At 57.4% G+C, this 22,233-nt stretch carries 26 protein-coding genes; 9 read left to right on the plus strand and 17 right to left on the minus strand.

Annotated elements, in window-relative coordinates; all coding sequences use genetic code 11:
• The first annotated feature begins 184 nt into the window (after nt 1-184).
• From IEX44_RS09285 to IEX44_RS09300, 4 genes are all read left to right on the plus strand, one after another.
• Nucleotides 185-2,347 (plus strand): TonB-dependent receptor, encoded by a 2,163-nt coding sequence (locus IEX44_RS09285; RefSeq protein WP_188692183.1) that lies wholly within the window; start codon nt 185-187, stop codon nt 2,345-2,347.
• Nucleotides 2,348-2,437: 90 nt separating this feature from the next.
• Nucleotides 2,438-3,127, plus strand: coding sequence for a Fe2+-dependent dioxygenase (locus tag IEX44_RS09290; protein WP_188692186.1), 690 nt, complete (start codon nt 2,438-2,440; stop codon nt 3,125-3,127).
• Nucleotides 3,124-3,783, plus strand: a complete 660-nt coding sequence (locus IEX44_RS09295; protein WP_188692190.1) for a PepSY-associated TM helix domain-containing protein — start codon at nt 3,124-3,126, stop codon at nt 3,781-3,783. The genes IEX44_RS09290 and IEX44_RS09295 overlap by 4 nt, the downstream gene beginning before the upstream one ends.
• A 192-nt stretch (nt 3,784-3,975) precedes the next feature.
• Nucleotides 3,976-4,554 (plus strand): acetate uptake transporter, encoded by a 579-nt coding sequence (locus IEX44_RS09300; RefSeq protein WP_188692195.1) that lies wholly within the window; start codon nt 3,976-3,978, stop codon nt 4,552-4,554.
• A gap of 77 nt (nt 4,555-4,631) precedes the next feature.
• Here the strand turns inward: IEX44_RS09300 and IEX44_RS09305 are convergent, their stop codons facing one another.
• The 5 genes from IEX44_RS09305 to ilvB all read right to left on the minus strand — a co-directional run bounded on the left by IEX44_RS09305 (nt 4,632) and on the right by ilvB (nt 9,258).
• Nucleotides 4,632-5,162: a hypothetical protein gene (locus IEX44_RS09305; protein ID WP_188692199.1), complete on the minus strand. Its 531-nt coding sequence runs from the start codon at nt 5,160-5,162 to the stop codon at nt 4,632-4,634.
• Between the two features lie 67 nt (nt 5,163-5,229).
• Nucleotides 5,230-5,763, minus strand: a complete 534-nt coding sequence (locus IEX44_RS09310; protein ID WP_188692202.1) for a hypothetical protein — start codon at nt 5,761-5,763, stop codon at nt 5,230-5,232.
• 143 nt (nt 5,764-5,906) lie between these two features.
• Complete coding sequence (gene ilvC / locus IEX44_RS09315) at nt 5,907-6,923, minus strand: ketol-acid reductoisomerase (protein ID WP_188692206.1); 1,017 nt, start codon at nt 6,921-6,923, stop codon at nt 5,907-5,909.
• 66 nt (nt 6,924-6,989) lie between these two features.
• Nucleotides 6,990-7,481 (minus strand): acetolactate synthase small subunit, encoded by a 492-nt coding sequence (gene ilvN, locus IEX44_RS09320; protein WP_184102910.1) that lies wholly within the window; start codon nt 7,479-7,481, stop codon nt 6,990-6,992.
• Between the two features lie 10 nt (nt 7,482-7,491).
• Nucleotides 7,492-9,258 (minus strand): biosynthetic-type acetolactate synthase large subunit, encoded by a 1,767-nt coding sequence (gene ilvB, locus IEX44_RS09325; RefSeq protein WP_188692208.1) that lies wholly within the window; start codon nt 9,256-9,258, stop codon nt 7,492-7,494.
• A 703-nt stretch (nt 9,259-9,961) separates the two neighbouring features.
• Between ilvB and IEX44_RS09330 the strand changes: the two genes are divergently transcribed.
• Genes IEX44_RS09330 through IEX44_RS09345 form a run of 4 tightly spaced genes read left to right on the plus strand, consistent with a single transcriptional unit; the run spans nt 9,962 to nt 11,920 of the window.
• Nucleotides 9,962-10,567, plus strand: coding sequence for an RNA polymerase sigma factor (locus IEX44_RS09330; protein ID WP_229678870.1), 606 nt, complete (start codon nt 9,962-9,964; stop codon nt 10,565-10,567).
• Nucleotides 10,564-10,971 carry a DUF3619 family protein gene (locus tag IEX44_RS09335; protein WP_229678872.1) on the plus strand — a complete coding sequence of 136 codons (408 nt, stop codon included), beginning with the start codon at nt 10,564-10,566 and terminating at the stop codon, nt 10,969-10,971. The genes IEX44_RS09330 and IEX44_RS09335 overlap by 4 nt, the downstream gene beginning before the upstream one ends.
• A complete protein-coding gene (locus tag IEX44_RS09340) occupies nt 10,938-11,369 on the plus strand; it encodes a DUF3106 domain-containing protein (RefSeq protein WP_188692218.1) in 432 nt (143 codons plus the stop codon). The genes IEX44_RS09335 and IEX44_RS09340 overlap by 34 nt, the downstream gene beginning before the upstream one ends.
• Entirely contained in the window at nt 11,369-11,920 is a 552-nt protein-coding gene (locus IEX44_RS09345) for an RDD family protein (RefSeq protein ID WP_188692221.1), read from the plus strand. Before IEX44_RS09340 ends, IEX44_RS09345 begins: the two co-directional genes overlap by 1 nt.
• Here the strand turns inward: IEX44_RS09345 and lnt are convergent.
• The 11 genes from lnt to IEX44_RS09400 all read right to left on the minus strand — a co-directional run bounded on the left by lnt (nt 11,843) and on the right by IEX44_RS09400 (nt 20,571).
• Entirely contained in the window at nt 11,843-13,348 is a 1,506-nt protein-coding gene (gene lnt / locus IEX44_RS09350; RefSeq protein WP_188692225.1) for an apolipoprotein N-acyltransferase, read from the minus strand. The two genes, IEX44_RS09345 and lnt, sit on opposite strands and share 78 nt — an antisense overlap.
• A 41-nt stretch (nt 13,349-13,389) precedes the next feature.
• Entirely contained in the window at nt 13,390-14,259 is an 870-nt protein-coding gene (locus tag IEX44_RS09355) for a CorC family transporter (protein ID WP_188692227.1), read from the minus strand.
• A 72-nt stretch (nt 14,260-14,331) separates the two neighbouring features.
• Nucleotides 14,332-14,820, minus strand: a complete 489-nt coding sequence (ybeY, locus tag IEX44_RS09360; protein ID WP_188692229.1) for an rRNA maturation RNase YbeY — start codon at nt 14,818-14,820, stop codon at nt 14,332-14,334.
• Nucleotides 14,817-15,845, minus strand: a complete 1,029-nt coding sequence (locus tag IEX44_RS09365; protein ID WP_188692232.1) for a PhoH family protein — start codon at nt 15,843-15,845, stop codon at nt 14,817-14,819. The genes ybeY and IEX44_RS09365 overlap by 4 nt, the downstream gene beginning before the upstream one ends.
• Nucleotides 15,846-15,932: 87 nt before the next feature.
• Nucleotides 15,933-16,574, minus strand: a complete 642-nt coding sequence (locus IEX44_RS09370) for a UPF0149 family protein (RefSeq protein ID WP_188692235.1) — start codon at nt 16,572-16,574, stop codon at nt 15,933-15,935.
• 19 nt (nt 16,575-16,593) lie between these two features.
• A complete protein-coding gene (locus IEX44_RS09375) occupies nt 16,594-17,076 on the minus strand; it encodes a NanQ anomerase/TabA/YiaL family protein (protein ID WP_188692237.1) in 483 nt (160 codons plus the stop codon).
• 30 nt (nt 17,077-17,106) lie between these two features.
• Nucleotides 17,107-18,459, minus strand: a complete 1,353-nt coding sequence (gene miaB, locus IEX44_RS09380; RefSeq protein ID WP_188692239.1) for a tRNA (N6-isopentenyl adenosine(37)-C2)-methylthiotransferase MiaB — start codon at nt 18,457-18,459, stop codon at nt 17,107-17,109.
• A complete protein-coding gene (locus tag IEX44_RS09385; RefSeq protein WP_188692241.1) occupies nt 18,456-18,794 on the minus strand; it encodes a hypothetical protein in 339 nt (112 codons plus the stop codon). The genes miaB and IEX44_RS09385 overlap by 4 nt, the downstream gene beginning before the upstream one ends.
• A 228-nt stretch (nt 18,795-19,022) precedes the next feature.
• Entirely contained in the window at nt 19,023-19,322 is a 300-nt protein-coding gene (locus tag IEX44_RS09390) for a GlsB/YeaQ/YmgE family stress response membrane protein (protein WP_229678874.1), read from the minus strand.
• The gene (kdoO, locus tag IEX44_RS09395; protein WP_188692243.1) at nt 19,309-20,181 is read right to left on the minus strand and encodes a Kdo hydroxylase KdoO; all 873 of its coding nucleotides are present in this window, start codon (nt 20,179-20,181) and stop codon (nt 19,309-19,311) included. Before kdoO ends, IEX44_RS09390 begins: the two co-directional genes overlap by 14 nt.
• Before the next feature lie 171 nt (nt 20,182-20,352).
• Nucleotides 20,353-20,571 carry a hypothetical protein gene (locus IEX44_RS09400; protein WP_188692245.1) on the minus strand — a complete coding sequence of 73 codons (219 nt, stop codon included), beginning with the start codon at nt 20,569-20,571 and terminating at the stop codon, nt 20,353-20,355.
• Between the two features lie 295 nt (nt 20,572-20,866).
• Between IEX44_RS09400 and IEX44_RS09405 the strand changes: the two genes are divergently transcribed.
• Nucleotides 20,867-21,049, plus strand: a complete 183-nt coding sequence (locus tag IEX44_RS09405) for a hypothetical protein (protein ID WP_188692248.1) — start codon at nt 20,867-20,869, stop codon at nt 21,047-21,049.
• A gap of 55 nt (nt 21,050-21,104) precedes the next feature.
• On the opposite strand, the gene IEX44_RS09410 is transcribed toward IEX44_RS09405, so the two are convergent.
• Nucleotides 21,105-22,142 carry an HD-GYP domain-containing protein gene (locus IEX44_RS09410; RefSeq protein ID WP_188692252.1) on the minus strand — a complete coding sequence of 346 codons (1,038 nt, stop codon included), beginning with the start codon at nt 22,140-22,142 and terminating at the stop codon, nt 21,105-21,107.
• Between the last annotated feature and the right edge of the window lie 91 nt (nt 22,143-22,233).

Raw genomic sequence — 22,233 nt, forward strand, 5'->3', positions numbered from 1 at the left:
AATCAACAAGAAAATCCGCCAACCGGATAAGTGTTCTCAGGGCAGTTGATCAAAGTCGGATCAAGAGCAAGGTCGGGCAGGGCTGCCTTCCTTGTGCATGTCTGCAGGATGCCTATTCGTGAGCCGGTCAAATAACAGCAGCGCAAACGCCGCGCAGCCAAGTACACCCCGGAGACATCTCATCATGCATCAGGCCCGAAAGCCGATCGCTGCCCTTGTGGCCGCAGCCTTTACTGCGTCCGTCGCATATGCAGACGACATAGCAACCAAGCCCGCCGCCGCGGAACAAACCCTGCAGTCCGTCAATGTGAACGCCACCGCAGACCGTGACGAAACCCGTACTGACTACAACGGCAATGTCTCCACGATTGGCGGCAAGGTGCCAACCGCCGTGCGTGACATTCCGCAAACGGTCACCGTGGTAAACCGTGCAGTGATGGATGCCCAAGGGGTGAGTTCGCTGACCGATGCGCTGCGCAACGTGCCTGGCATTACCATTGGTGGCGCAGAAGGCGGCCAGATCGGGAACAACATCAACCTGCGTGGCTTCTCTGCGCGTACAGATATTTATCTGGATGGCGTGCGTGATCGCGGTCAGTACTATCGCGACACCTTCTACCTGGATCAGGTGGAAGTGCTGAAGGGGCCATCGTCCATGATGTTCGGTCGTGGTTCGACCGGCGGGGTGATCAATCAGGTCAGCAAGAAGCCGCAACTGGCACCGGTGGGTGAAGTGGATGTGACTATCGGTACCGACGACCGCTACCGCGCGACGTTTGATACCGGTCATGCCATTAACGATCATGCCGCATGGCGTATCGAAGGCATGGCCCAGGACCAGCATTCCAGCCGTGATGTGATCTCCAACCAGGACGTAGGCCTGGCACCGTCGGTGACTTTTGGTATTGGTGATCCGACCACGATTACCCTGTCCGCATTGCTGGAGCACAACCACGACATGCCAGATTACGGCGTGCCTTCGGTGAATGGTCGTCCGGCCAATGTCGACAAGAGCAATTTCTATGGTCTGACCGATGACCGCACCAACCAGACCGTTGCGACGGTGCGTGCTGACATCGAACACAAGATCAACGAGAACCTGACGCTGCGTAACAACACGCAGTACAGCCATTACGAGACCGATGCGCGTGAAACCGCCCTCTCGACGGTGCTGACGCCAAGCGGTGCTGCGCTGGATCGTACCAAGGGCAACCCGACCACGCTGCCGCTGTCGTCTCTGCGCGTGCAACTGGCCAGTCATGATCGTGATATCACCGATGAATCGATCTACAACCAGACAGATTTGATCTGGAAGACCAACACCGGCAGCATCAAACACACTGTGCTGGCTGGCGCTGAAATCGGCTACGACAAGTACGAAAACCAGGCCTACACCCGCAACAATCTGCCGATTGTGGACATGCTGGACCCGGCGCATCTGTCCAGCCCGGCCAATTCGGTCAGTACCAAGGGCAACTACGCGGAATCGTCGGCCAATTCGCTGGCGTTCTATGCCAATGACACACTCGAATTCACTCCAGAGTGGAAAGCCGTAGCCGGTGTGCGCTGGGACCGTTTTGACGGCGACATCACCAACAGTACCAGTGCGCCGCTCTCTGCCAGCAATGACACCACGTTCACGAGCGTGCGCGGCGGTCTGATCTATCAGCCCACCGATAGCCAGTCTTACTACGTCAGCTATGGCACCTCGTTCAACCCGTCGCTGGAAGCGTTGACCTTGACCAGCGGCACGCAGAACCTGGACCCGGAAAAGAACCGCTCTTACGAAGTGGGCGGCAAGTGGGACTTCTTCTCGGGCAATCTGTCGATCAACTCTGCCCTGTTCCGCATTGATAAAACCAATGCCCGTACGCAGGACTCCAGCACTGGCCTGTACACGCTGGATGGTGATACCCGTGTTGATGGCTTTGAACTGGGCGCCGCTGGCCGCATTACCAAGCAATGGCAGATCTTCGCCGGCTACACCTTCCTTGATGGCACGGTCGAAAGTGCCAAAGACGGTACCCAAGGCAAGACGCTGGCCAATACGCCGAAGAACACTGCCACCCTGTGGACCACCTACAGCGTGACGCATGACTGGGAAGTCGGCGGTGGTGTGCTGGCCATGTCCAACCGTTATGCGGCTAACAACAACATTGTCAACGTGCCGGGTTATGCTCGCTGGGATGCCACCGTGGCCTATCACCAGAAAACGTACGATGTGCGCCTGAACTTGCTGAACCTGACCGACAAGTATTACTACGACTCGGTTATTGCTTCCGATGGCGGCCGTGCCACACCAGGTATTGCCCGCACCGCGCTCTTGACACTGTCGTATCACCCGTAAGCCGCATTACGCCGGAACGCCGCCCCGCTGCCTTGTGCGCCGGGGCGGCGTTGGCCGTTATGACGGTATGTCTTGCAATCAAGGAATGTCATGCTCATTCGCATACCTCAAGTACTGAACCCGGAACAGATCCGGCATGTACGCCAGACGCTGGAAAACGCCGGCCCGGCCTGGGTGGATGGCCGTGTCACCGCCGGTTTTCAGGGCGCGCCGGTCAAGCATAACCAGCAGATCGACGAACACTCTGCCGTGGCCCATGAACTGGGTGATCTGATTCTGGCCCTGCTGGAGCGTAACCCGCTCGTTATCAGTGCCTGTCTGCCCGACGTGATCTACCCGCCCATGTTTAATCGCTATAGCGAAGGCATGACCTTTGGCAGTCACGTCGATGGTTCTATCCGCATCATCCCCGGTAGTGGCGGGCGCAAGATCCGCACCGATATTTCGGCCACGTTGTTTATTGCCGAGCCCCACGAATACGACGGCGGCGAACTGCAGATTCAAGACAACTATGGCACGCACTCGGTCAAACTCGCCGCCGGCGACATGATCATCTATCCGGCCACCAGCCTGCATCGCGTCACGCCGGTGACCCGTGGCACGCGGCTGGCCAGTTTTTTCTGGATGCAAAGCATGGTGCGTGATGATGCCCAGCGCACGCTGCTGTATGAACTCGACACGGCCATCCAGGCACTGAACCGCACGAATGCCGATGAAACAGCGCGTACGACGCTGGTCGGCAATTATCACAACTTGCTCAGAATGTGGGGTAACACTTGATCAACAGCTTGCTTGCAGAAAACCACAAAGGCTTTCTGCCCGACCGTCTGCGTAATGGCAGTTTTCTGAAGTGGCTCAAGCGCGTGCATGCCTGGCTGGGCCTGTGGGGTGCTGCGCTGGGGCTGATGTTCGGGATCTCCGGCTTTGTGCTCAATCATCGCGCACAAATGAAAATCAACGCCGTCACGCCGATCGAAAGCACCGTACAAGTGCCGGTACCTGCTGAGGCGCGTGATGATCCCAAGGCTTTCGGGAAATGGTTCAGCCAGTATGCGGGCATGGATGGCCACCCTCGCGTGCGCACCACGCCAGCCAAAGCGGTAATCTGGAACGACAAGCCGGTGGAGAAACCAGCCGAGTGGCAGGTGACACTGGCCAGGCCCAATTACAGCGTGAGTGCCACCTGGACCGAAGGCAACAGCCTGGCGGAGGTCAAACGTACCGAAACCAATTTCTGGGGCGTCATCACCAACCTTCACAAAGGTGTTGGCGCTGGCGTGGGTTGGGTGTTGCTGGTCGATACCCTGGCCGGCGCGTTGATTACCCTGTGTATCACCGGTTTTCTGCTGTGGTCACGCCTGCACGGCCCGCGCCTCGCTGCGCTCGGGTTGATTGGCGGGGCGATCGCCTGGGGCTGTTGGTCGGTGCTGGCCTGACCTCCCTTGTATGCAAAAACGGCCGGCTTATGCTGGCCGTTTTTAATTGGGGCTTCCCATGAGATATGTCATTTTTTGCGGCCAATCCGATCATATTGTTTGATCTGACGTCGGTCTTGGTGCAGGGATGCCCATGCAAAATCTCGCCCTTTGCGCATACGCAATCACGTTGATTCTGCAAAGGAAGCCCTGATGTCCTACCCCGCTGACCAGACTGCCAACCCCGCTCCACTAGGCCTTTTGGGTTTTGGTATGACCACCGTGCTGCTGAACCTGCACAACACCGGTCTGTATGAACTCAACAGCATGATTCTCGCCATGGGTTTTTGCTACGGGGGGCTGGCGCAGGTCTTTGCGGGGCTGATGGAATGGAAAAAGGGGAACACGTTTGGCACCGTGGCATTCACTTCTTACGGGCTCTTCTGGCTGGCGCTGGTGATGTTGCTGGTGCTACCAAAACTCGGGCTGGCCCAAGCGGTTAGTCCCACAGGTATGGTGGCGTTCTTTGTTATGTGGGGTCTGCTCACCGCCGGGTTGTTTGTGGGTACGCTGACCATGAATCTGGCAACCCAGGTGGTGTTTGGCTCGCTTGTGATCCTGTTCGGTCTTCTGGCTGTGGGCGATGCGCTGGGTGACCCGATGATCACCCGCATTGCTGGCTGGGAAGGTATCTTCTGCGGCCTTTCCGCCATCTACGCCGCGCTGGCCCAGGTACTCAATGAGATCTACAGGCGGCCGGTATTGCCACTAGGAGAAAAAACCGTAGCCTGAAACAGGCCTTGATCAAGCAGGGCGGATCGGTACTGCATTCAGCGATCAGTCCTGCACTTGTGTCATTATCGTGCCCGTTATTTTGCCGGGCACGCGTTCAGGTAGTCCCGGTGACCCACGCTTTGACCATCCAGCGTGGTGACGCTCAGTGAGCACGCTTCAAAAGACTGGCTACTTCGGCTGACATAGTCTTTACCCGCTTCCGGGACAAATGACCACTTCAGGTTACACACCCAGTTACTCGTCCCGGTGGCGATCTGCTGCGAAATAAAATTCACTTCAACCGGTTGCCCTGCGGTGACAAAGACCTCGCTCACTGTGCCGCGCTGGTCAGTTGCCGGCTCATCAGGCATGCCCAGCTTGCGTCCATTCAGATGATGATCCGCGAGATCGTAGCCTTGGGTCGCCACGACCCCCGCGCCTGGCGCATATTCATCGTGACAATCCCGCCCGGGAATCAGGCGGATCTCCCCGGTTGTTACGACGCGCAATCGGGCACGCGCGCCGGACTGGGGCTCAGCGTAGGCGCGCGTCATATAGGCCGGATTGCTCGCGCAAGCATTCAGCAGCAAGGCGCTAGCGAGGAAGATTGCAAGACCTGGTTTCATGTGGCTGCCCACAAAGTGAAAAAGATGATCGAGGTTTGATGCAGAGACAACCGGGCTCGAAATCCGTCTACTTTGCAGGGCACTTTCTGGGTGCAGGATGACCGATCTTCGCGCCATCCAGTGTCATGGCACTCAGCAGGCACTGCGAGCCATATTGACGCCCCTGGACTTCATAGTCCTTGCCTTCTTCCGGGACGAAGGTCCAGTCAGACGCACACAGCCAGACATTGCCACCGCCGGCATTGGCCTGGGACATGAAGTCGATGTTGATCGGCTTGCCAGCCTGGACATAGACCTCAGAGGTCATCTCATGCGCTTCGGTGATGCCCGATGGCATGCCCAGCTTCTGGTTGTTCAGATGGCTGTCGGTCAGGAAGGTCGTGAAGTCGTTGGCCACAATGCCACCCACACCTTTGGATTCATCGTGACAATCCGCGTCGGGAATCAACCGGACCACGCCGTTAGTTACAACACGCAATCGCGCGCGCGGGCCAGCATCTGGTTCGCTATAAGCGCGCGTCAGGTAGGCCGGGCTGGAGAGGTTGGAGCAAGCGCCAAGAGTCAGGCTGGACAGCAGCAGGAGGGTGAGGCGGGCATTCATTTTTGTAGGGTAACTGGTAAATAAGGCATCGATTATATTTGCAGTCCCCGGCAAAACCCACTGTCATGTACTGCAATGTATCAAGCCAATAAAAACGGCCCGCAAATGCGGGCCGTTTCTTTTCTCCAAACCGTACAACAAGCTTAGTTCTTGGACTGATCAACCAGCTTGTTCTTGGCAATCCACGGCATCATGCCGCGCAGTTGCGCGCCGACTTTCTCGATCGGGTGCTCTGCGTTCAGACGACGGCGTGCAGTCATGGCCGGGTAGTTGGTCTTGCCTTCCAGAATGAACTGCTTGGCGTATTCGCCGGTCTGGATGCGGGTCAGGGCCTTTTTCATTGCGGCCTTGGTCGCTTCGGTCACCACTTCCGGACCGGTGAGGTACTCACCGTATTCGGCGTTGTTGGAGATCGAGTAGTTCATGTTGGCGATGCCGCCTTCGTACATGAGGTCAACGATCAGCTTGAGTTCGTGCAGGCACTCGAAGTAGGCCATTTCCGGAGCGTAACCCGCTTCGGTCAGGGTTTCGAAGCCCGCCTTCACCAGTTCAACAGCGCCACCACACAGCACGGCTTGTTCGCCGAACAGATCGGTTTCGGTTTCTTCACGGAAGTTGGTTTCGATCACGCCGCCCTTGGTGCCGCCGTTGGCTGCAGAGTAGGACAGAGCGATGTCGCGTGCCTTGCCGGACTTGTCGGCGTACACAGCGATCAGGCTCGGCACACCGCCACCCTTCAGGAATTCGGAGCGCACAGTGTGGCCTGGGCCTTTCGGGGCGATCATGATGACGTCCAGGTCAGCGCGCGGCACGATCTGGTTGTAATGAACGTTAAAGCCGTGAGCGAAGGCCAGTGCTGCGCCCTTCTTGATGTTCGGCTCGATGTCGTTCTTGTACACGTCCGGCTGGTTTTCATCCGGCAGCAGAATCATGACAACGTCAGCAACCTTGACGGCTTCTGCAACTTCTTTCACGGCAAAGCCCGAACCTTCAGCCTTGGACCAGGACGCACCGCCCTTGCGCAGACCGATGGTGACGTTCACACCGGAATCCTTCAGGTTCTGGGCGTGGGCGTGGCCTTGCGAGCCGTAGCCAACGATGGTGACTTGCTTGCCCTTGATCAGGGAGAGGTCGGCGTCTTTATCGTAATAAACTTTCATTTGGTATCACTCCTGTGAGGTGTAAGTGGTTGAGGGTTGAGGCATCCAGGTGCCCCACACCCCACATCAGATTTTCAGAATACGTTCACCACGGCCGATGCCAGAAGCACCCGTCCGCACGGTTTCCAGAATGACAGTCGAATCCAGACCCTTGATGAAAGCATCCAGCTTTTCACCCGGGCCGGTCAATTCAATGGTGTAGGTCTTTTCGGTCACGTCGATGATGCGGCCACGGAAAATATCCGCCATCCGTTTCATTTCTTCGCGATCCTTGCCCGTTGCACGTACCTTGATCAGCATCAGTTCGCGCTCGATGTGATCAGATTCGTTCAAGTCGATCACCTTGACCACCTCAATCAGCTTGTTCAGCTGCTTGGTGATCTGTTCGATCACTTCGTCCGAGCCGTGCGTGACAATGGTCATGCGCGACAGGGTCGGGTCTTCGGTGGTCTGTACCGTCAGCGAGTCAATATTGTAACCACGCGCGGAAAACAGGCCTGTCACACGGGACAGGGCACCGGCTTCGTTCTCAATGAGAATGGACAAAATATGGCGCATGTTCACTCCCTTAGCTCAGGTTGCCGTAGTCACGGTTGTTTTCGAACGGCGATTGCTGCATGCCGGCCATGTGCGGAGGCAGATCCATCTGGTTCAGGCCGCGACCGTTTTGCACCATCGGGAACACGTTCTCGGTCTGGTCGGTACGGAAGTCGATGAACACCAGGCGTTCTTTGAGCTTGGGGCCGAAGGCTTCCTTCAGCACCGGCTCCACATCGGCCGGGTTCTCAACCTTGAAGCCGACGTGACCATAGGCTTCGGCCACTTTCACAAAGTCAGGCAGGGCATCCATATACGACTCGGAATAGCGCGTGCCGTAGAAGAACTCTTGCCACTGACGCACCATGCCGAGGTAACGGTTGTTCAGGCTCAGCACCTTCACCGGCGTGTGGTATTGCTTGCAGGTGGAGAGTTCCTGAATGTTCATCTGGATCGAGCCTTCGCCGGTCACACAAGCGACCTGGGCATCCGGGTTGGCCAGTTGCGCACCCATGGCGGCTGGCAGGCCAAAGCCCATCGTGCCCAGACCACCGGAGTTGATCCACTGCTTGGGGCGACGGAACTTGTAGTACTGCGCGGCCCACATCTGATGCTGGCCGACGTCAGAGGTCACGATCGCCTCGCCGTTGGTCACATCCCACAGTGTCTGGATCACATGCTGCGGCTTGATGACTTCAGTCGACGGCGTGTACAGCAAGCTGTTGGGCTTGCGCCATTCGTTGACCTGTTTCCACCAGCTTTCCAGCGCGGACGGATTCGGGCGCAGACCGGATTCACGCAGTTGCGCGATCATGTCGGTCAGCACGTGTTTCACATCGCCCACGATGGGAATGTCCACCTTCACGCGCTTGGCGATGGAAGAGGGGTCCACATCGATGTGGATGATCTTCTTGGGGTTGGACAGGAAGTGATTTGGCACAGAGATAACACGGTCATCAAAGCGCGCGCCCACGGCGATCAGTACATCGCAGTACTGCATGGCCAGGTTGGCTTCGTATGTGCCGTGCATGCCCAGCATGCCAACAAAATGCGGGTGCGTACCATCGAGCGCACCCAGGCCCATCAGCGTATTGGTGACCGGAATGCCCAGAATATTGGCCAGTTCAGTCACTTCCTTGCCAGCGCGACCCTGTACGGCGCCACCGCCCACATACAGGAACGGGCGCTTGCCTTCTGCAATCAGCTGCACAGCCTTTTTGATCTGGCCCGGGTGACCCTTGGCCGGCGGCGAATAGCTGCGGATGGTCACGGATTCCGGGTACTTGTATTCGGTCTTGTGGATCGAGACATCTTTGGGGATGTCGATCACAACCGGGCCCGGACGGCCGGTGGAGGCGATGTAGAACGCTTTTTTGATGGTCTCCGCCAGATCACGCACGTCCTTCACCAGGAAGTTGTGCTTCACGATCGGACGCGAGCAACCCACCATGTCCACTTCCTGGAAGGCATCCAGGCCAATAGCGCTGGTACCCACCTGGCCGGAAATGACCACGAGGGGAATGGAATCCATATAGGCGGTGGCGATGCCGGTCAGCGCGTTGGTCGCGCCCGGGCCGCTGGTTACCAGCGCTACGCCAACCTTGTCGCTGGAGCGAGAGTAAGCATCAGCCGCGTGAACGGCAGCTTGCTCGTGACGAACCAGGACGTGCTTGAATGCGGTCTGACGGAAGATCGCATCATAAATTTCAAGGACTGCGCCACCAGGATAACCGAAGACGAATTCAACGCCTTCTTCCTGCAGACAGCGCACCAGTATTTCAGAGCCCGAAATCTCCATGGGTCAACCTTTGTGCATAACGAGTTAACGGATACAGGGCCGCAAAGGGCGTGTCCGCACAAGGCACAGGCGAAACTGCAATGGAAATACACACGCGCTGTTCAGACAACAAGCGCGGGAAAGCGATCCGCCATGGTCTTGTTCGCGGGGAGTGTTTACGCACAAGGCGCAAACAACACGCACTGCGATCCTGATTTTGATCTGTACCGGGCTTGCCGCCGTCAAAGAGCTCGCATAAACGGTAAAAGCCGGGCCGTATCGAAAGTTAACCGTACCTTGTTACGCGATTGATGAACGCGGGTCTGCGTGCATCCGTGCGTGTGGCGCGGCTCTTCTTGACGACCAGGGGGTGACCCGTTTGTGCAACCCTACATGCAAGGGCTTGTGGCCCGCAAAGTGACGACCAGATATAAATGCGCTGGCGGTTGCCGTTCGGCGCGAGCAGGCTGAGTAGGCCGGCTCGCATTACTTGACTGGTGTAGAACGCAAAACCCTACCGGAATCAACGGCGTTTGGCAAGTCTTGCGCGTTCATGGTGCGACTTGCGGCCACTTTGGGGCGGGCCCTGGCGCGAATGCGGATGTTCCCGGTTTCTTTGCGGGGTTTTACGGTATGTAAATCGCTCAAATAATCAGGGACATCCTTACAGCGCTTTGTTAACATTCGCGGCTACCTGATAACCCTTTCTGCCTTTCACAAGGCGGTGTACGGAGAGAGCACCCTGGACGCGACGGACAAGCTGACGGCATTTCTTGCCGAGGTAGAGCGCCGGGCGTTCAAGCAGGCGCAATACGCCGTGCAGGATGAAGATACTGCACTCGATATTGTGCAGGACGCCATGATGCGGCTGGCTGACCGCTATGCAAGTCGTCCGCCGGAAGAGTGGCCGATGCTGTTTCAGCGTATCTTGCAAAATGCCATTCGGGATCATTTCCGCCGCCAGAAAGTACGCGGTTTCTGGGTTACGTTGTTCTCTGCATTTGAAAGCAAGGATGACGACGGCGACGCGGGCGATCCCATGGAGTGGCTGGGGGCCGATATGCAGGCGCCAAGCCCCGAAGAAGAGCACGATCAGGCGCGCACCATGGCCCTGATCGAAGAAGGGGTGGCACAATTACCTGCACGTCAACGCGAAGCCTTTATGCTGCGTTACTGGGAAGAGCTGGACGTTGCAGAAACCGCCGCCGCAATGGGGTGCTCTGAGGGGAGTGTGAAAACACACTGCTCGCGCGCCACGCATGCATTGTCACAATGGCTCCAGCGGCGTGGTATAGATTGGTATGGAACACGGGGAGGGACGCAGGAATGAACGGTCCGTCTATGAACGAACGCGATTTTGGTCGACAAGTGAAAACGGTGCTGGATCAGGCACCGGTCAGCGCCAGGGTAGAGACTCGCCTTGCGGCAGCCCGCCAGCGAGCGGTGGCGCGCGCGGTCGAAATACAACGTCGCCCCGTGTTGGTCACACGCCTTGCCGGCGCTTCACACTGGTTCTCTGAAAAATGGCATGCCCATCCGGCGGCCTGGAGTACAGGTGTGGCGTTTGCCCTTTTGCTGGCATTCAGTGCTGCCTGGCAGATGCAGGTGCATAGCGTTGAAGCAGAGCGTACTGCCGTTGATGTCCAGATGCTGGCAGACGAAGTGCCCCTGGATACTTTTATCGATACCCGGTTTGAACAATGGTCCAATACGCCAGCTACCGAACGCGACTAACCCTCGTTGCCGGCATCTTGCTGGCGACCCTGCTGATTGCCCCTGCGGCTTACGCTGATCCGGCGGAGTGGGCAGGGCTTGACCCTGCCCAGCGTGAAGTGCTGGCGCCAGTAGCAGGTCAGTGGGACCAGTTGCCGGAAGATTCCAAAACCACGCTCATGCGCGTGGCCAAGCGTTACGAAAACCTCTCTCCTGAGCAGCAGGATCGTGTACGTGACCGTATTGGCCAGTGGGCCAGCATGTCGCATGAAGAACGCGAGCGTGCGCGCGAGAACTATCGCAAGTTCAAGGCCATGAGCCCGGCGCAACGCCAGCAACTTATCCAGCATACCAATGCCAACACCAACGTGGCGCCGCACCCCAATCCGGTGACGCACGCTGCGGGTGCCAAGCGCTAATGACAGTCTTGTCTGGTCGTGCTGGCTGGTGGCGCCGTCTTTTCGCCTGGTGTTATGAACTTCTCTTGTTGATCCCGGTGTTGTTGCTGGCTGGTGCCCTTTTTCAGGGTTTGTTCCAGCTGCTGACGCGCATGCCTGTTGATCAGATTTCTCACCTGCCCTGGGCGCGCAACCTGTCTTTTGTCTGGTTGCTGCTGGCGATGTTTGGCTACTTTGCCTGGTGCTGGAAACGCGGTGGCCAGACACTGGCCATGAAAACATGGCGTATCCGGTTGGTGAGTGCAACCGGCGAGCGCGTGTGCTGGCGTGCGGTGCTGGTGCGTTTTGTCACTGCGCTAATCTGTTTTGCGCCGGTGATTCCGCTGTGGCTCATGGTGCGGTTGGATGCATCATGGTTGCCATGGGCCCAGTTCTCTTTGGCCTGGTGCATCATCCCGTTTGCGTGGGCCTGGTTTGATGGCGACAAACAGTTTTTACACGATCGCCTTGCTGGTACCCGTCTGGTATTTGCGCCCAAACAGCCACGCCAGCAGCAAGAGCAGGCCGCCTGAGGCTAACGCGGCCCAGTCTCCCCAACGTGCATACGGTGTCTCGCCAGAGTAGTTCTGCGCGGTGCCTTCCAGCACAGCTCGTTGCCGTTCTGGCAGCACCTTCATCAGTTGTCCTTTCTCGTTGATGATTGCCGTCATGCCGGTATTGGTGGCGCGTAGCATCCAGCGCCCCGTTTCCAGTGCCCGTGCTTGCGACATCTGGGTCTGCTGCCAGGCAGCCCAGGAGCCATCAAACCATGCCAGGTTGGAGACATTCACCAGCATCGTGGCTTGCGGCAGGGCATTGATGATCTCGCGGCCGTAGACATCCTCGTAGCAGATGTTGGGCGCCAGCTTTGTCGTCTTCCCAATGCTGAATGGCGCTTGCTTGCTGGCACCTGGCGTGAAGCCATCCAGTGGCATGTTGAGATAGTGGTACATCCAGCCAAACAACGCTGGCACAGGGACAAACTCGCCAAATGGCACGAGATGATGCTTGCTGTAGATTGGCAGGTTTGCGTCGGTCAGCAACATGACCGAGTTGTAGTACTCATCTTTGTGCGGACCGGTGAGTGGCACACCGGTTACCAGTGCACGTGGCTCTACGGCAGCGCGTAGATACTCCAGGTACCAGTCAGGCGTATCCGATAAAAACGAGGGAATGGCCGTCTCCGGCAAGATCACAATATCGCCCTTGGCCTGCCGGGTCAGGTGCAGGTAGATGCGCAAGTTGTCGAGATAATGCGCCTGAGCCCATTTCTCATCCTGCGGGATAGCCCCCTGTGCCAGGCTGACACTGACCGGTTGGCCTACGGGCTGCGTCCAGGCTACGTACGATAGCCCCCAACCGGCCAGCCACACCGCCAGTACGCTAGCCCATGCAGCGGGTTTGCGCGCAAAGGTCACCAGTACACCCGCGGACAGTGCCAGAATCAGGCCTATGCCATAGACCCCCACAATCGGCGCGAAACCGGAAAGTGGCGTCATCGGGATTTGCGAAGTACCGACCGTGGCCCACGGAAACCCGGTAAATAGCCAGCCTCGCAACCACTCGCTCAATATGAATGTCGCGGGCAGCGTGATGGCAGTGCGTAGCCAGGGTGTGCGGCCCAGCGTGTGACCCAGCCAGGCCCCCAATGCCGGGAACAACGCGAGATACATCGCTAGCAAGAACACGCAACCTGCGGCCATCCAGGCAGGCATGCCGCCAAATGTGTGCAGGCTGATGAAGATCCAGTAGATATTGGCGCAGAAATAACCCAGACCCCATGCGTAGCCTTGCCAGGCCGCTCGTTTGCCAGTCTCGGCTTTTCCGGTCAGCGCAATCAGAACGGCCAGACCCAGCCACATCAGGACAAAAGCCCGCACCGGCGCATAGGCAAATACGGTCACGGCGCCGCTAGCGGCCAGCAGGGCGCATTGCCCGGCACGCAAAGATGAAAATCGCATGGTTGTTCGTTCAGGGTCAGGCAATGCGCAAAAGCGCGAGGTCAGTCTTCTTCACCGATGGGCGCAGTGATTTCAGGCAGTTTTTCGATCAATACGCTGTGCACGCGACGACTGTCTGCCCGTACGATCTGAAAGCGGTAGCCTTCAAACGCAATGGTTTCGCCGCGCTTGGGGACATGGCCAAACTTGTTGGTCACAAGGCCAGCAACGGTGTCGAACTCCTCATCCGTGAATTCGGCGCCCAACGCTTCATTCAAATCGCCAATCTCGGTCAGGCCCTTCACGCGCCAGTGACCCTTGCGATCCAGCACGATATTGTCTTCAGACTCGTCGTAATCGTATTCGTCTTCAATGTCGCCGACGATCTGTTCCATGACGTCTTCAATGGTCACGAGACCGGCAACGCCACCGTATTCATCGACCACAATTGCCATGTGATTACGGTTTTTGCGGAAGTCTTTCAGCAGCACGTTCAGGCGTTTGGATTCGGGGATGAACACCGCAGGGCGCAGCATATCGCGCAGATCAAATTCTTCATCCAGCGCGTAATAACGCAGCAGGTCTTTGGCCAGCAGCACGCCCAGCACGTTGTCTTTGCCGCCGTCGATCACCGGGAAGCGCGAGTGGGCCGTTTCAATGACAAAGGGGACGAATTCATCCAGCGCAGTGGACAGGTCGATCACGTCCATCTGGCTGCGTGGCACCATGATGTCACGGACCTGCATGTCGCCGACATTCAGTACGCCTTCGATCATGGCCAGTGCGTCAGCGTCCAGCAAATGGCGTTCAAAGGCGGAGTGGAGGATTTCTACAAGCTCGCCGCGATCTTCAGGTTCACGCAGCAGAAAGTGGGTCAGTCGCTCAAGCCAGGATTGCTTGTGCGACGTGGAAGGCTGTGAGGCCTCGTCCATAAATGTGATTGCTCCTTGATGCCTTAAGCAAAAACGACGGAAATAGTCGGTAAAAGCGTGTCCACCGGCAACTTATCCGTCGATTTCCTTATCGAGGCGATACGGGTCATCATAACCCAAAGACATGACAATCTGGCTTTCCAGGGCTTCCATCTCTTCGGCTTCGTCGTCTTCGATATGATCGAAACCCTGCAGATGAAGCAAGCCGTGTACCAGCAGATGACAGTAGTGCGCTTCCAGCGTGATGCCCTGCTCGGCTGCCTCACGCTCGACCACGGGCGCGCACAGTACCAGATCACCCATTAATGGCAGGCCGGGGATGTCGGGCATGTCGCCATCTTCGTCAAAGGTGAAGGTCAGCACGTTGGTGGCGTAGTCTTTGCCACGATATTCCCGGTTCAGCGTCTGACCTTCCTCCGCATCGACGATACGCACGGTCACTTCAGCCTGCTTCACATTGGGGCGCAAAGCGGCTTCAGCCCAGGTTTTCAGCTGGCTTTTGGGTGGAACGCCGGCCGCTGCGGATTCAATCTGCAGTGCCAGTTTCAGCTTTTTGCTCATTCGGCCAGACCGCCTGCGGCTTGCTCGGCGCGTTTTTGCGCTTCACGCTCGGCCTTGCGCTGGGCCGCTTCAATGTCGCGCTGTCTGGTGGCTTTGTCGTAGGCATCGACAATCTTTTGCACCAACGGATGGCGCACCACGTCTTCGCTGGTGAAGTAATGCAGGGCAATGCCGCGGATATTGGCCAGCACTTCCTGGGCATCGACCAGACCGGACTTCTGGTTTTTGGGTAGATCGACCTGTGTCGGGTCACCGGTGATCACCGCTTTGGAGCCAAAGCCGATGCGGGTCAGGAACATTTTCATTTGTTCTGGTGAACTGTTTTGCGCTTCATCCAGAATCACAAACGAGTGATTGAGGGTACGCCCGCGCATGAAGGCCAGCGGGGCGATCTCGATGATGCCTTTTTCAAAGAGTTTGGTGACCTTGTCAAACCCCATCAGGTCATACAGTGCGTCATACAGCGGGCGCAAGTACGGGTCGACTTTCTGAACCAGATCGCCAGGCAAGAAACCCAGTTTTTCCCCGGCTTCTACGGCCGGACGTACCAGCACCAGACGCTTGACGAGATCGCGCTCAAGCGCGTCCACCGCGCAGGCGACCGCCAGATAGGTTTTGCCGGTACCGGCGGGGCCGATGCCGAAGGTGATGTCGTGTTCCTGAATGGCGCGGATGTACTGGGTCTGACGCGGCGTGCGGCCGCGCAGATCAGAACGGCGCGTACGCAGTTGGGTGGCGCCATCCTCTGCGCCGTCATATTCGGCGGGATTGGACAACTCAATGATGCCCAACTGGATGTCATCCAGTTCCAGCGCTTCATCAGCCTCGTTGTAAAAGTGTTCCAGCGCGGTGATCGCCAGTTCCACTTTCTTGCCGGCGCCGGACACTTTGAAGTGTTCCTGGCGGCGGGCGATCGTGACGTCCAGCGCGGTTTCGATTTGCTTGATGTTCTCATCAAGCGCACCGCAGAGATTGGCCAGGCGGCGGTTATCGACCGGAGTAAAAGAGACAGTTTGCGTATTCAAGGTGGGTCTGTTTTCCACTGCTAAAAAAGGCGACGGCCGGGCAGATCCCGAATGGGAACTCCCGGCGCAAGCCCTTGGTGGCGTTGCTTAGTGACGCGTACGGTTGCCACGGCCCGGACGGCTGGCGCGGACTTCGGTTTGCTCTTGCCAGTATTCGCGGATGGTAGGAATCACCTCCGGCAAGGCCGCGGCCAGATTGTGTTCAAACTTTGCGAGGTCTTCACCAGCGGCCTGGGCCTGGTTGCGCGCATCTTCATCTGCACAATCCAGAATCGGCGAAATCAGCTGAACGGCTTCTTCGTCATCCATCATTGGCTGCCAGCCGCGCTGGTTCAGCGAAGTGCCCAGCATGAAGCCGTAGCACCACTGCTGTACGATATCCAGATTGCGCTCCTGATCCAGATAGACCATCGGCGTGAAAGACGGTGGCTCAGCGTTCAGTTCATCAGTCAGGTGGTTGTAGAGTCGCAGGATCAAGCCTTCGATGTGTTCTTGCTGCGCGCGACTTTCCCATTCCGGCTTTTCACCGTGTTCACCCCAAACGAGGCCAAACCAGCTATCTGGCGCAAGTTCTTCCGGGCCGACCAGTTGGGCGGTCAGAAAGCCGTGCAGCATCGAGATGTCCATGGACTGGATCGGGGCAGCATCTGACTCCAGGAACGTCGCCAGTTCGTCCAGTTCTGCTTCGGTCAGGGTGGCGAGCAATTCGTTGTCTTTAGGGGAGGGCATTCAGGTTTCCTTGCCGTAATCACAGTTCAAACAGACTGCGATGGATTTTCACAACAACCTTGCGGACATGTTCCGGCCCGTTTTGCGTCTGGCAGCACGGGCGGTGGATGTCATCCGGGAAAAACACCGCGAACATGCCGGGCCCAAGGTCAAAAAAGGCTTCATTCACGGGTGGCGCAAAGAAAGCGATATCGTGCCGGTCCCACAAATTTTCAATCACCGATTCACCTGACTGACCCCGCCGGGCCACGCCATAGCGCTCAGTGCCCGATAGCACCAACTGGATATCTACATGTTGCAGGTGTGCTTCTGGCCGATGTTGTTCGGCTGGTGCAGTCAGTGGCGTCTGGATCATGAAGAACATGCCCTCAATATCCAGCGGGTATTTACCCGGAGCCATGCTGGCCAGATCAAGCCCGGCTAAAGCTTGCAACGCGGTGTTGACCGGGGCGGGGAAATATCCGCGCCCGTTTTGCCAGTTTGATAGATCACTCAGAATCATGGTGCATATCGCGTAAATGTGAAACCGGGCTTAAATCGCCACGCTTTCGGTGGTCACGATTTCGCCTTTCAGGCTGTGGGGCAATGCAGCTGTGACCCGCACGTTGACGAACGAGTTCACAAGGCGTGGATGCCCGTCAAAATTGACGATCCGGTTGTTATCCGTGCGGCCGGCCAATTGCTTGCTGTCCTTGCGGCTGATGCCTTCCACCAATACGCGCTGCACCGTACCCACCATATTGCGGTTCACATCGTCCGCCAGTTCCTGGATGCGTGCCTGCAGGCGCAGCAGACGCCTGGTTTTCACCTCTTCCGGCACATCGTCAGCCAGATCGGCGGCCGGGGTGCCAGGGCGGCGGCTATAAATGAAGCTGAAGCTGGCATCAAAGCCCACGTCATCAATCAACTTCATCGTTTTTTCAAAGTCATCGTCGGTTTCGCCAGGGAAACCGACGATGAAATCGGACGACAGGCAGATATCCGGTCGTGCTTCACGCAGCTTGCGGATCAGGGATTTGTATTCCAGCGTGGTGTAGCCGCGCTTCATGTTCACCAGCACACGGTCAGAGCCTGCTTGCACTGGCAAATGCAGGTGGCTGACCAGTTTGGGCAACTTGCGATAGCAATCGACAATACGCTGTGTCATTTCGCGCGGGTGGCTGGTGGTGTAACGGATACGTTCGATACCCGGCACTTCGTGCACATATTCCAGCAGCATCGCAAAATCGGCGATGTCGTCTTCTTCACCATCCAGCATGCGGCCGCGATATGCGTTCACATTCTGGCCCAGCAACGTGACTTCCTTGACGCCTTGCTGCGCCAGACCGGCGATCTCTGCCAGCACGTCCTCAAACGGACGGCTTACCTCCTGACCACGGGTGTACGGCACGATGCAGAAAGAGCAGAACTTGGAACAACCTTCCATGATCGACACAAAGGCCGTGGCACCCTCGACGCGAGCGGGCGGCAGGTGGTCGAATTTTTCGATCTCCGGAAAGGAGATATCCACCTGGCTTTTGCCGGAAGAGCGGCGTTCGGCAATCATGCCTGGCAAGCGATGCAGCGTCTGCGGACCAAATACGACATCAACGTACGGTGCACGTTTGACGATATGCTCGCCTTCCTGACTGGCCACGCAACCGCCCACACCAATCACCAGATCGGGTTTGAGTTGTTTCAGATGCTTGACCCGGCCCAGATCGCTGAACACCTTTTCTTGTGCTTTTTCGCGCACGGAACAGGTATTGAAGAGGATGACATCCGCTTCTTCAACATTGTCGGTCTTGGTCATGCCTTCGGCCGCGCCCAGCAAGTCTGCCATTTTGTCCGAGTCATACTCGTTCATCTGGCAGCCGAAGGTCTTGATAAATACTTTCTTGGTCATTGCTGAGATTTCTTTTGCTCAATAAGGGCCTGCTGCTGCTTTAGCTCGGCCGGGGTCAACACCCAGATCTTCCACACCTTGCCGGTTGCCTCGGTGAGGTACCAGATATCTACATCCTGTGGCACTTGTTGCGGCATCAGCAGCAAATTATTGGTGCCATACACGCGGATGGCCGCAGCCGGCACCCGGGCCACGTCATCAATGGTCAGAGCGCCAATCTGGTAACTGTTCAGTTCACCGAGTTGACCGTTGGCTGGCAAAAGGCGGTCGGCCATGGCCAGTGCGGAGACAAACAGGGTGAGCATCGCAAGTACAACGGCAAACGACTTCTTCATGGGTGTGTCTTATCCCGTTGAAAAACAGACAATTTTAGCAATTTGGCGAGCGCTTTGAAAGCGAACTGGCCTCTGAAGGTGCCCCACGAGCCATTACCAGGATGGGGCATCCGTTTTCGACTTTAGCGGTTAGCCGACGTTTAGGGGGTTTTGCAGCGAATTTGCCGCAGTTTTCCTGACTGATGGCGTGTGAAGCCGGATCAGGCGGTGTCACCGCGAGGGTGTTGATCAGCGCAAAACACCCAGCCATTTGAGGATGGCAATCAGCACGGCGGAGCCCAGCACCCCAAATGCGATCCCGGACAGGGAAAAATGCCCCGCGCGCCAGGCCGCACCAATGTGCAGTACCTCGCCAAACAGCCAGCGACCCAGCGCTGAACCCACAATGCCAATCAGGATGTTCAGCACCCAGCCTTGCTGGTTGCCGGTATCCATGGCTTTGCCGGCAATCCAGCCGATGAAGGCGCCAATCAACAGTGTGAATATCCAGCCCACGCCACTTTCCTTGTGTGCCTCAAACGAGCGCACGCCCCGTGATTTTTTCCAGCGTGGCCAATGGAGCACGGGCCGGATCGGCCATGCCATTCGCGGGCAGGAAATAGGTTTGTTCCATCATGAACTGGCCAGACATCACCGCGTGCGAAGTCTGGTCAGAAAAGCAAACCCAGATGCAGCCCGGGGGAAAGGGCATGGTTTCTTGTGGGCAGTCTTTCTGGTACTCGAGGTCTGCCTTCATGGCGTCATGCAGATGCAGCATGATGTGATCGTAAGCACTGCGTGGGCTTTTGGTGATCTTGAGTGCGGCCATCAATGCTGCCGAGCCGGGCCACTGGCGTGGCACACGTGGCAGCATCCGCTTGGCCATATCACCAAAGGGTTCGCCCACGCGCCAGACGCGGGGCTCGCTATTGGGGTTGATGTTTGTGAACACGCGCAGGATGCGTTCGCCATAGTTGGGGCGTGACGGAAAGGCATCCACGTGCAGACGGCTGTCATCTTTGCGCCATGATGTCTGGCGGGTTTCTACGCGATGCAAACGCAGGCTGGTCGGCGCGGTTCTGAGTTTGCCGGTGTATTCCGGGAACAGATCACGCACGAGGGTATCTGCCGTCTGGAAATAGCGGCTGATCAACCCGCGCACTGCGTTTTCGTTGTCGGCACCACCCAGCACGCCGTGCAGCTTGCCATTTGCCTGATCCAGACTGATGTTTTTGCGTTCTGGATCAGCGATTGCCGGATCAAGCAGCCGTTTTTCAGCGTCAGCCACCGTAAAGCCGCTTTGCGGAAAAAACAGCACCTGGCCGGCTTCAACAGCGGCCAGCAGGCTTTCGCGCGGCGGATCAAAGGGTGGGCGGATCTGGCTAACAGTGATGATCTGGCTCGTCATGGCGTGGCTATCCATTGATGTTCAGACCCGCATGTTACAACAATCGCCAGCCAGGGTTGGATGTGACAAAAGTCCGTCACAAGACCGGTCAGCGTGTCCGGCGCTCACCGACGATACAACATCAGCTTAAGCTGACAGGATTTTGACTGCGGAAAATGGTACTCTGGTTGATTAGCTCAGGCGGACCAGATGCGCGTTGGCGGTTTGCTGCGCAGAACGGACGGCATGGTGCACGATACCGGCAGGTTGGCCGGGAACGCGCAGCCAGTCGGTGACGGGAATACGCTGGTCGCCTTCACAGCGAACGATCTGGTACCAGCCGGCAAGACCGGCGCCAATGGTGACAGGACGGACTTCGATATTGAAGTCGAATTGATTGAGATTGGCCACGATGGGCTCCTTTTCAAAAGTCGGTATGTTTTTTGCTTTTTCAGACCGGATGACGATCTGGATGACTGACTGGTGGCAGGAGCTTCGGGGTGGGGTACGTCAGAACTTGCGGATTTTGAGGCCGGGAAAGAAGTACAACAAGGAATACCTGGAACTGCACCTGAACTGAGTCAGACTGAGCACGATAATGCAGATTTGTTGCCTTGTCAAATATATTGATGGGCAATAATCACTGACACGTTTCAGACGTCTCTCAATATGAAATGACAGTTTGTCTTGTAAGGGGAGTAATGCCATGAATGCAGATGAAGTCCTTGCCAAACAAGCCGGTGAAGGTGGAGCCGACAAGCCGCAAGCTAAGCGGCGCGGGCCCAGCGAAGAAGCCATCGCCAGCGCGAACCGGGCCAAGACCCTGCGTCGTCGGCAACTGGAAGATATGCTGGAGACGCGTCGTTCCGCCGATGTCGGCGATTTCTGAAGCCGTCGGTTGCTGTAGCAATACCCACAAAACCCCGCACCAGTTGCGGGGTTTTTCATTTCAAAGGCCAGAACGGCACGAGTGAGGGGAAATGGCGCAATCCAGGCTGTGAGGTGACGCTTTCGGTGATCTTGTTCCCCGGTGAGGTCGTATCAATGGGCTGGCCCGGGTTGCCCGGTACAGCCACAAGCGGCTTGCCGGCGGCTTCAGTCTGCTTGACCACCAGGCCAGTCTGGCCGTTTTGAAGCGTGACAAAACTGCCGCAGGGATACACGCCGAACAGTTTCACCAACTGTGTCGTGAGATTGCCATCCATTTGTTCACGAGCGCGGGCGTACACCTGCGCTAACGCCTGACGTGCCGGCAACCGGCTTCGATAACTACGCGGCATCAGCTTGGCGATGACAATATCAAGCACGTGCAGGGTATGTGCCAGCGGATCGATCTCGCTGCCACGCAAATGGAAGGGATAGCCACGCCCATCCAGGCGCTCATGATGGGTGAGTACCAGCGTATGCAGGCGCCGGTTGTCAAAGCCGCCCGCACGCAGCAAACAAGAGCTGATCAAGGGGTGAGCATTGAGCACCTGGCGCTGGCTAGTGCTCAAAGGCGCTTCTTGTATTGCCAGTTCGTTGTGCAGGGCGACTGCGCCGACATTCATGGTCAGTGCAGCCAGCATCAACGTGTGCCGGTCTTCATCTGGCATATCCAGCATCCGCGTGAGACGGCAGGCCAGTAGCGCGGTATTGATGGCGTGATGCGCGGTGTAGTCGACCCATGGGCATAGCAAAATGGCTGCGATACAGCCATCGGGGCTACGCTGCGCCACGTCGTTGATGCGCTCCACCACTGGCAATAGCTGCTCTGGCACCAGTCTGCCCGGGGCCTGGCGTAGCAATCGCCCCAGATGCTGGGCAAGGGCGATGACTTCATGCAGGGTGTATTGCGCCATGGCAGGCACTGTGCTGCTGGCATCGGCTCGGGCCGTCGCCGTCAGCGAGTCCATAAACCGGGGCTCCAGACGGAAATCCAGTTCTCCGTGCTGGACTACGCGGTTACGAATGAAAATGTGATCAGGCAGATAAAGTTTCACGGTCAGATCCGGCGCAATGGTGCGTTCCGTGGGTACCTGCGGCCGTGATGGCTGTGTCAGGCACCCGTCTCTTTATCGATATATGCAATCG

Origin of the sequence: Silvimonas amylolytica, from assembly GCF_014645555.1 — a bacterium.
GTDB lineage: Bacteria > Pseudomonadota > Gammaproteobacteria > Burkholderiales > Chitinibacteraceae > Silvimonas > Silvimonas amylolytica.

Bases quoted from the DNA above. Each gene is read 5' to 3' on its own strand.
- IEX44_RS09285 (WP_188692183.1), top strand. From the start codon at position 185: ATGCATCAGGCCCGAAAGCCGATCGCTGCCCTTGTGGCCGCAGCCTTT.
- IEX44_RS09290 (WP_188692186.1), top strand. From the start codon at position 2,438: ATGCTCATTCGCATACCTCAAGTACTGAACCCGGAACAGATCCGGCAT.
- IEX44_RS09300 (WP_188692195.1), top strand. From the start codon at position 3,976: ATGTCCTACCCCGCTGACCAGACTGCCAACCCCGCTCCACTAGGCCTT.
- IEX44_RS09305 (WP_188692199.1), bottom strand. From the start codon at position 5,162: ATGAAACCAGGTCTTGCAATCTTCCTCGCTAGCGCCTTGCTGCTGAAT.
- IEX44_RS09310 (WP_188692202.1), bottom strand. From the start codon at position 5,763: ATGAATGCCCGCCTCACCCTCCTGCTGCTGTCCAGCCTGACTCTTGGC.
- ilvC (WP_188692206.1), bottom strand. From the start codon at position 6,923: ATGAAAGTTTATTACGATAAAGACGCCGACCTCTCCCTGATCAAGGGC.
- ilvN (WP_184102910.1), bottom strand. From the start codon at position 7,481: ATGCGCCATATTTTGTCCATTCTCATTGAGAACGAAGCCGGTGCCCTG.
- ilvB (WP_188692208.1), bottom strand. From the start codon at position 9,258: ATGGAGATTTCGGGCTCTGAAATACTGGTGCGCTGTCTGCAGGAAGAA.
- IEX44_RS09335 (WP_229678872.1), top strand. From the start codon at position 10,564: ATGAACGGTCCGTCTATGAACGAACGCGATTTTGGTCGACAAGTGAAA.
- IEX44_RS09340 (WP_188692218.1), top strand. From the start codon at position 10,938: ATGGTCCAATACGCCAGCTACCGAACGCGACTAACCCTCGTTGCCGGC.
- IEX44_RS09345 (WP_188692221.1), top strand. From the start codon at position 11,369: ATGACAGTCTTGTCTGGTCGTGCTGGCTGGTGGCGCCGTCTTTTCGCC.
- lnt (WP_188692225.1), bottom strand. From the start codon at position 13,348: ATGCGATTTTCATCTTTGCGTGCCGGGCAATGCGCCCTGCTGGCCGCT.
- IEX44_RS09355 (WP_188692227.1), bottom strand. From the start codon at position 14,259: ATGGACGAGGCCTCACAGCCTTCCACGTCGCACAAGCAATCCTGGCTT.
- ybeY (WP_188692229.1), bottom strand. From the start codon at position 14,820: ATGAGCAAAAAGCTGAAACTGGCACTGCAGATTGAATCCGCAGCGGCC.
- IEX44_RS09370 (WP_188692235.1), bottom strand. From the start codon at position 16,574: ATGCCCTCCCCTAAAGACAACGAATTGCTCGCCACCCTGACCGAAGCA.
- IEX44_RS09375 (WP_188692237.1), bottom strand. From the start codon at position 17,076: ATGATTCTGAGTGATCTATCAAACTGGCAAAACGGGCGCGGATATTTC.
- miaB (WP_188692239.1), bottom strand. From the start codon at position 18,459: ATGACCAAGAAAGTATTTATCAAGACCTTCGGCTGCCAGATGAACGAG.
- IEX44_RS09385 (WP_188692241.1), bottom strand. From the start codon at position 18,794: ATGAAGAAGTCGTTTGCCGTTGTACTTGCGATGCTCACCCTGTTTGTC.
- kdoO (WP_188692243.1), bottom strand. From the start codon at position 20,181: ATGACGAGCCAGATCATCACTGTTAGCCAGATCCGCCCACCCTTTGAT.
- IEX44_RS09405 (WP_188692248.1), top strand. From the start codon at position 20,867: ATGAATGCAGATGAAGTCCTTGCCAAACAAGCCGGTGAAGGTGGAGCC.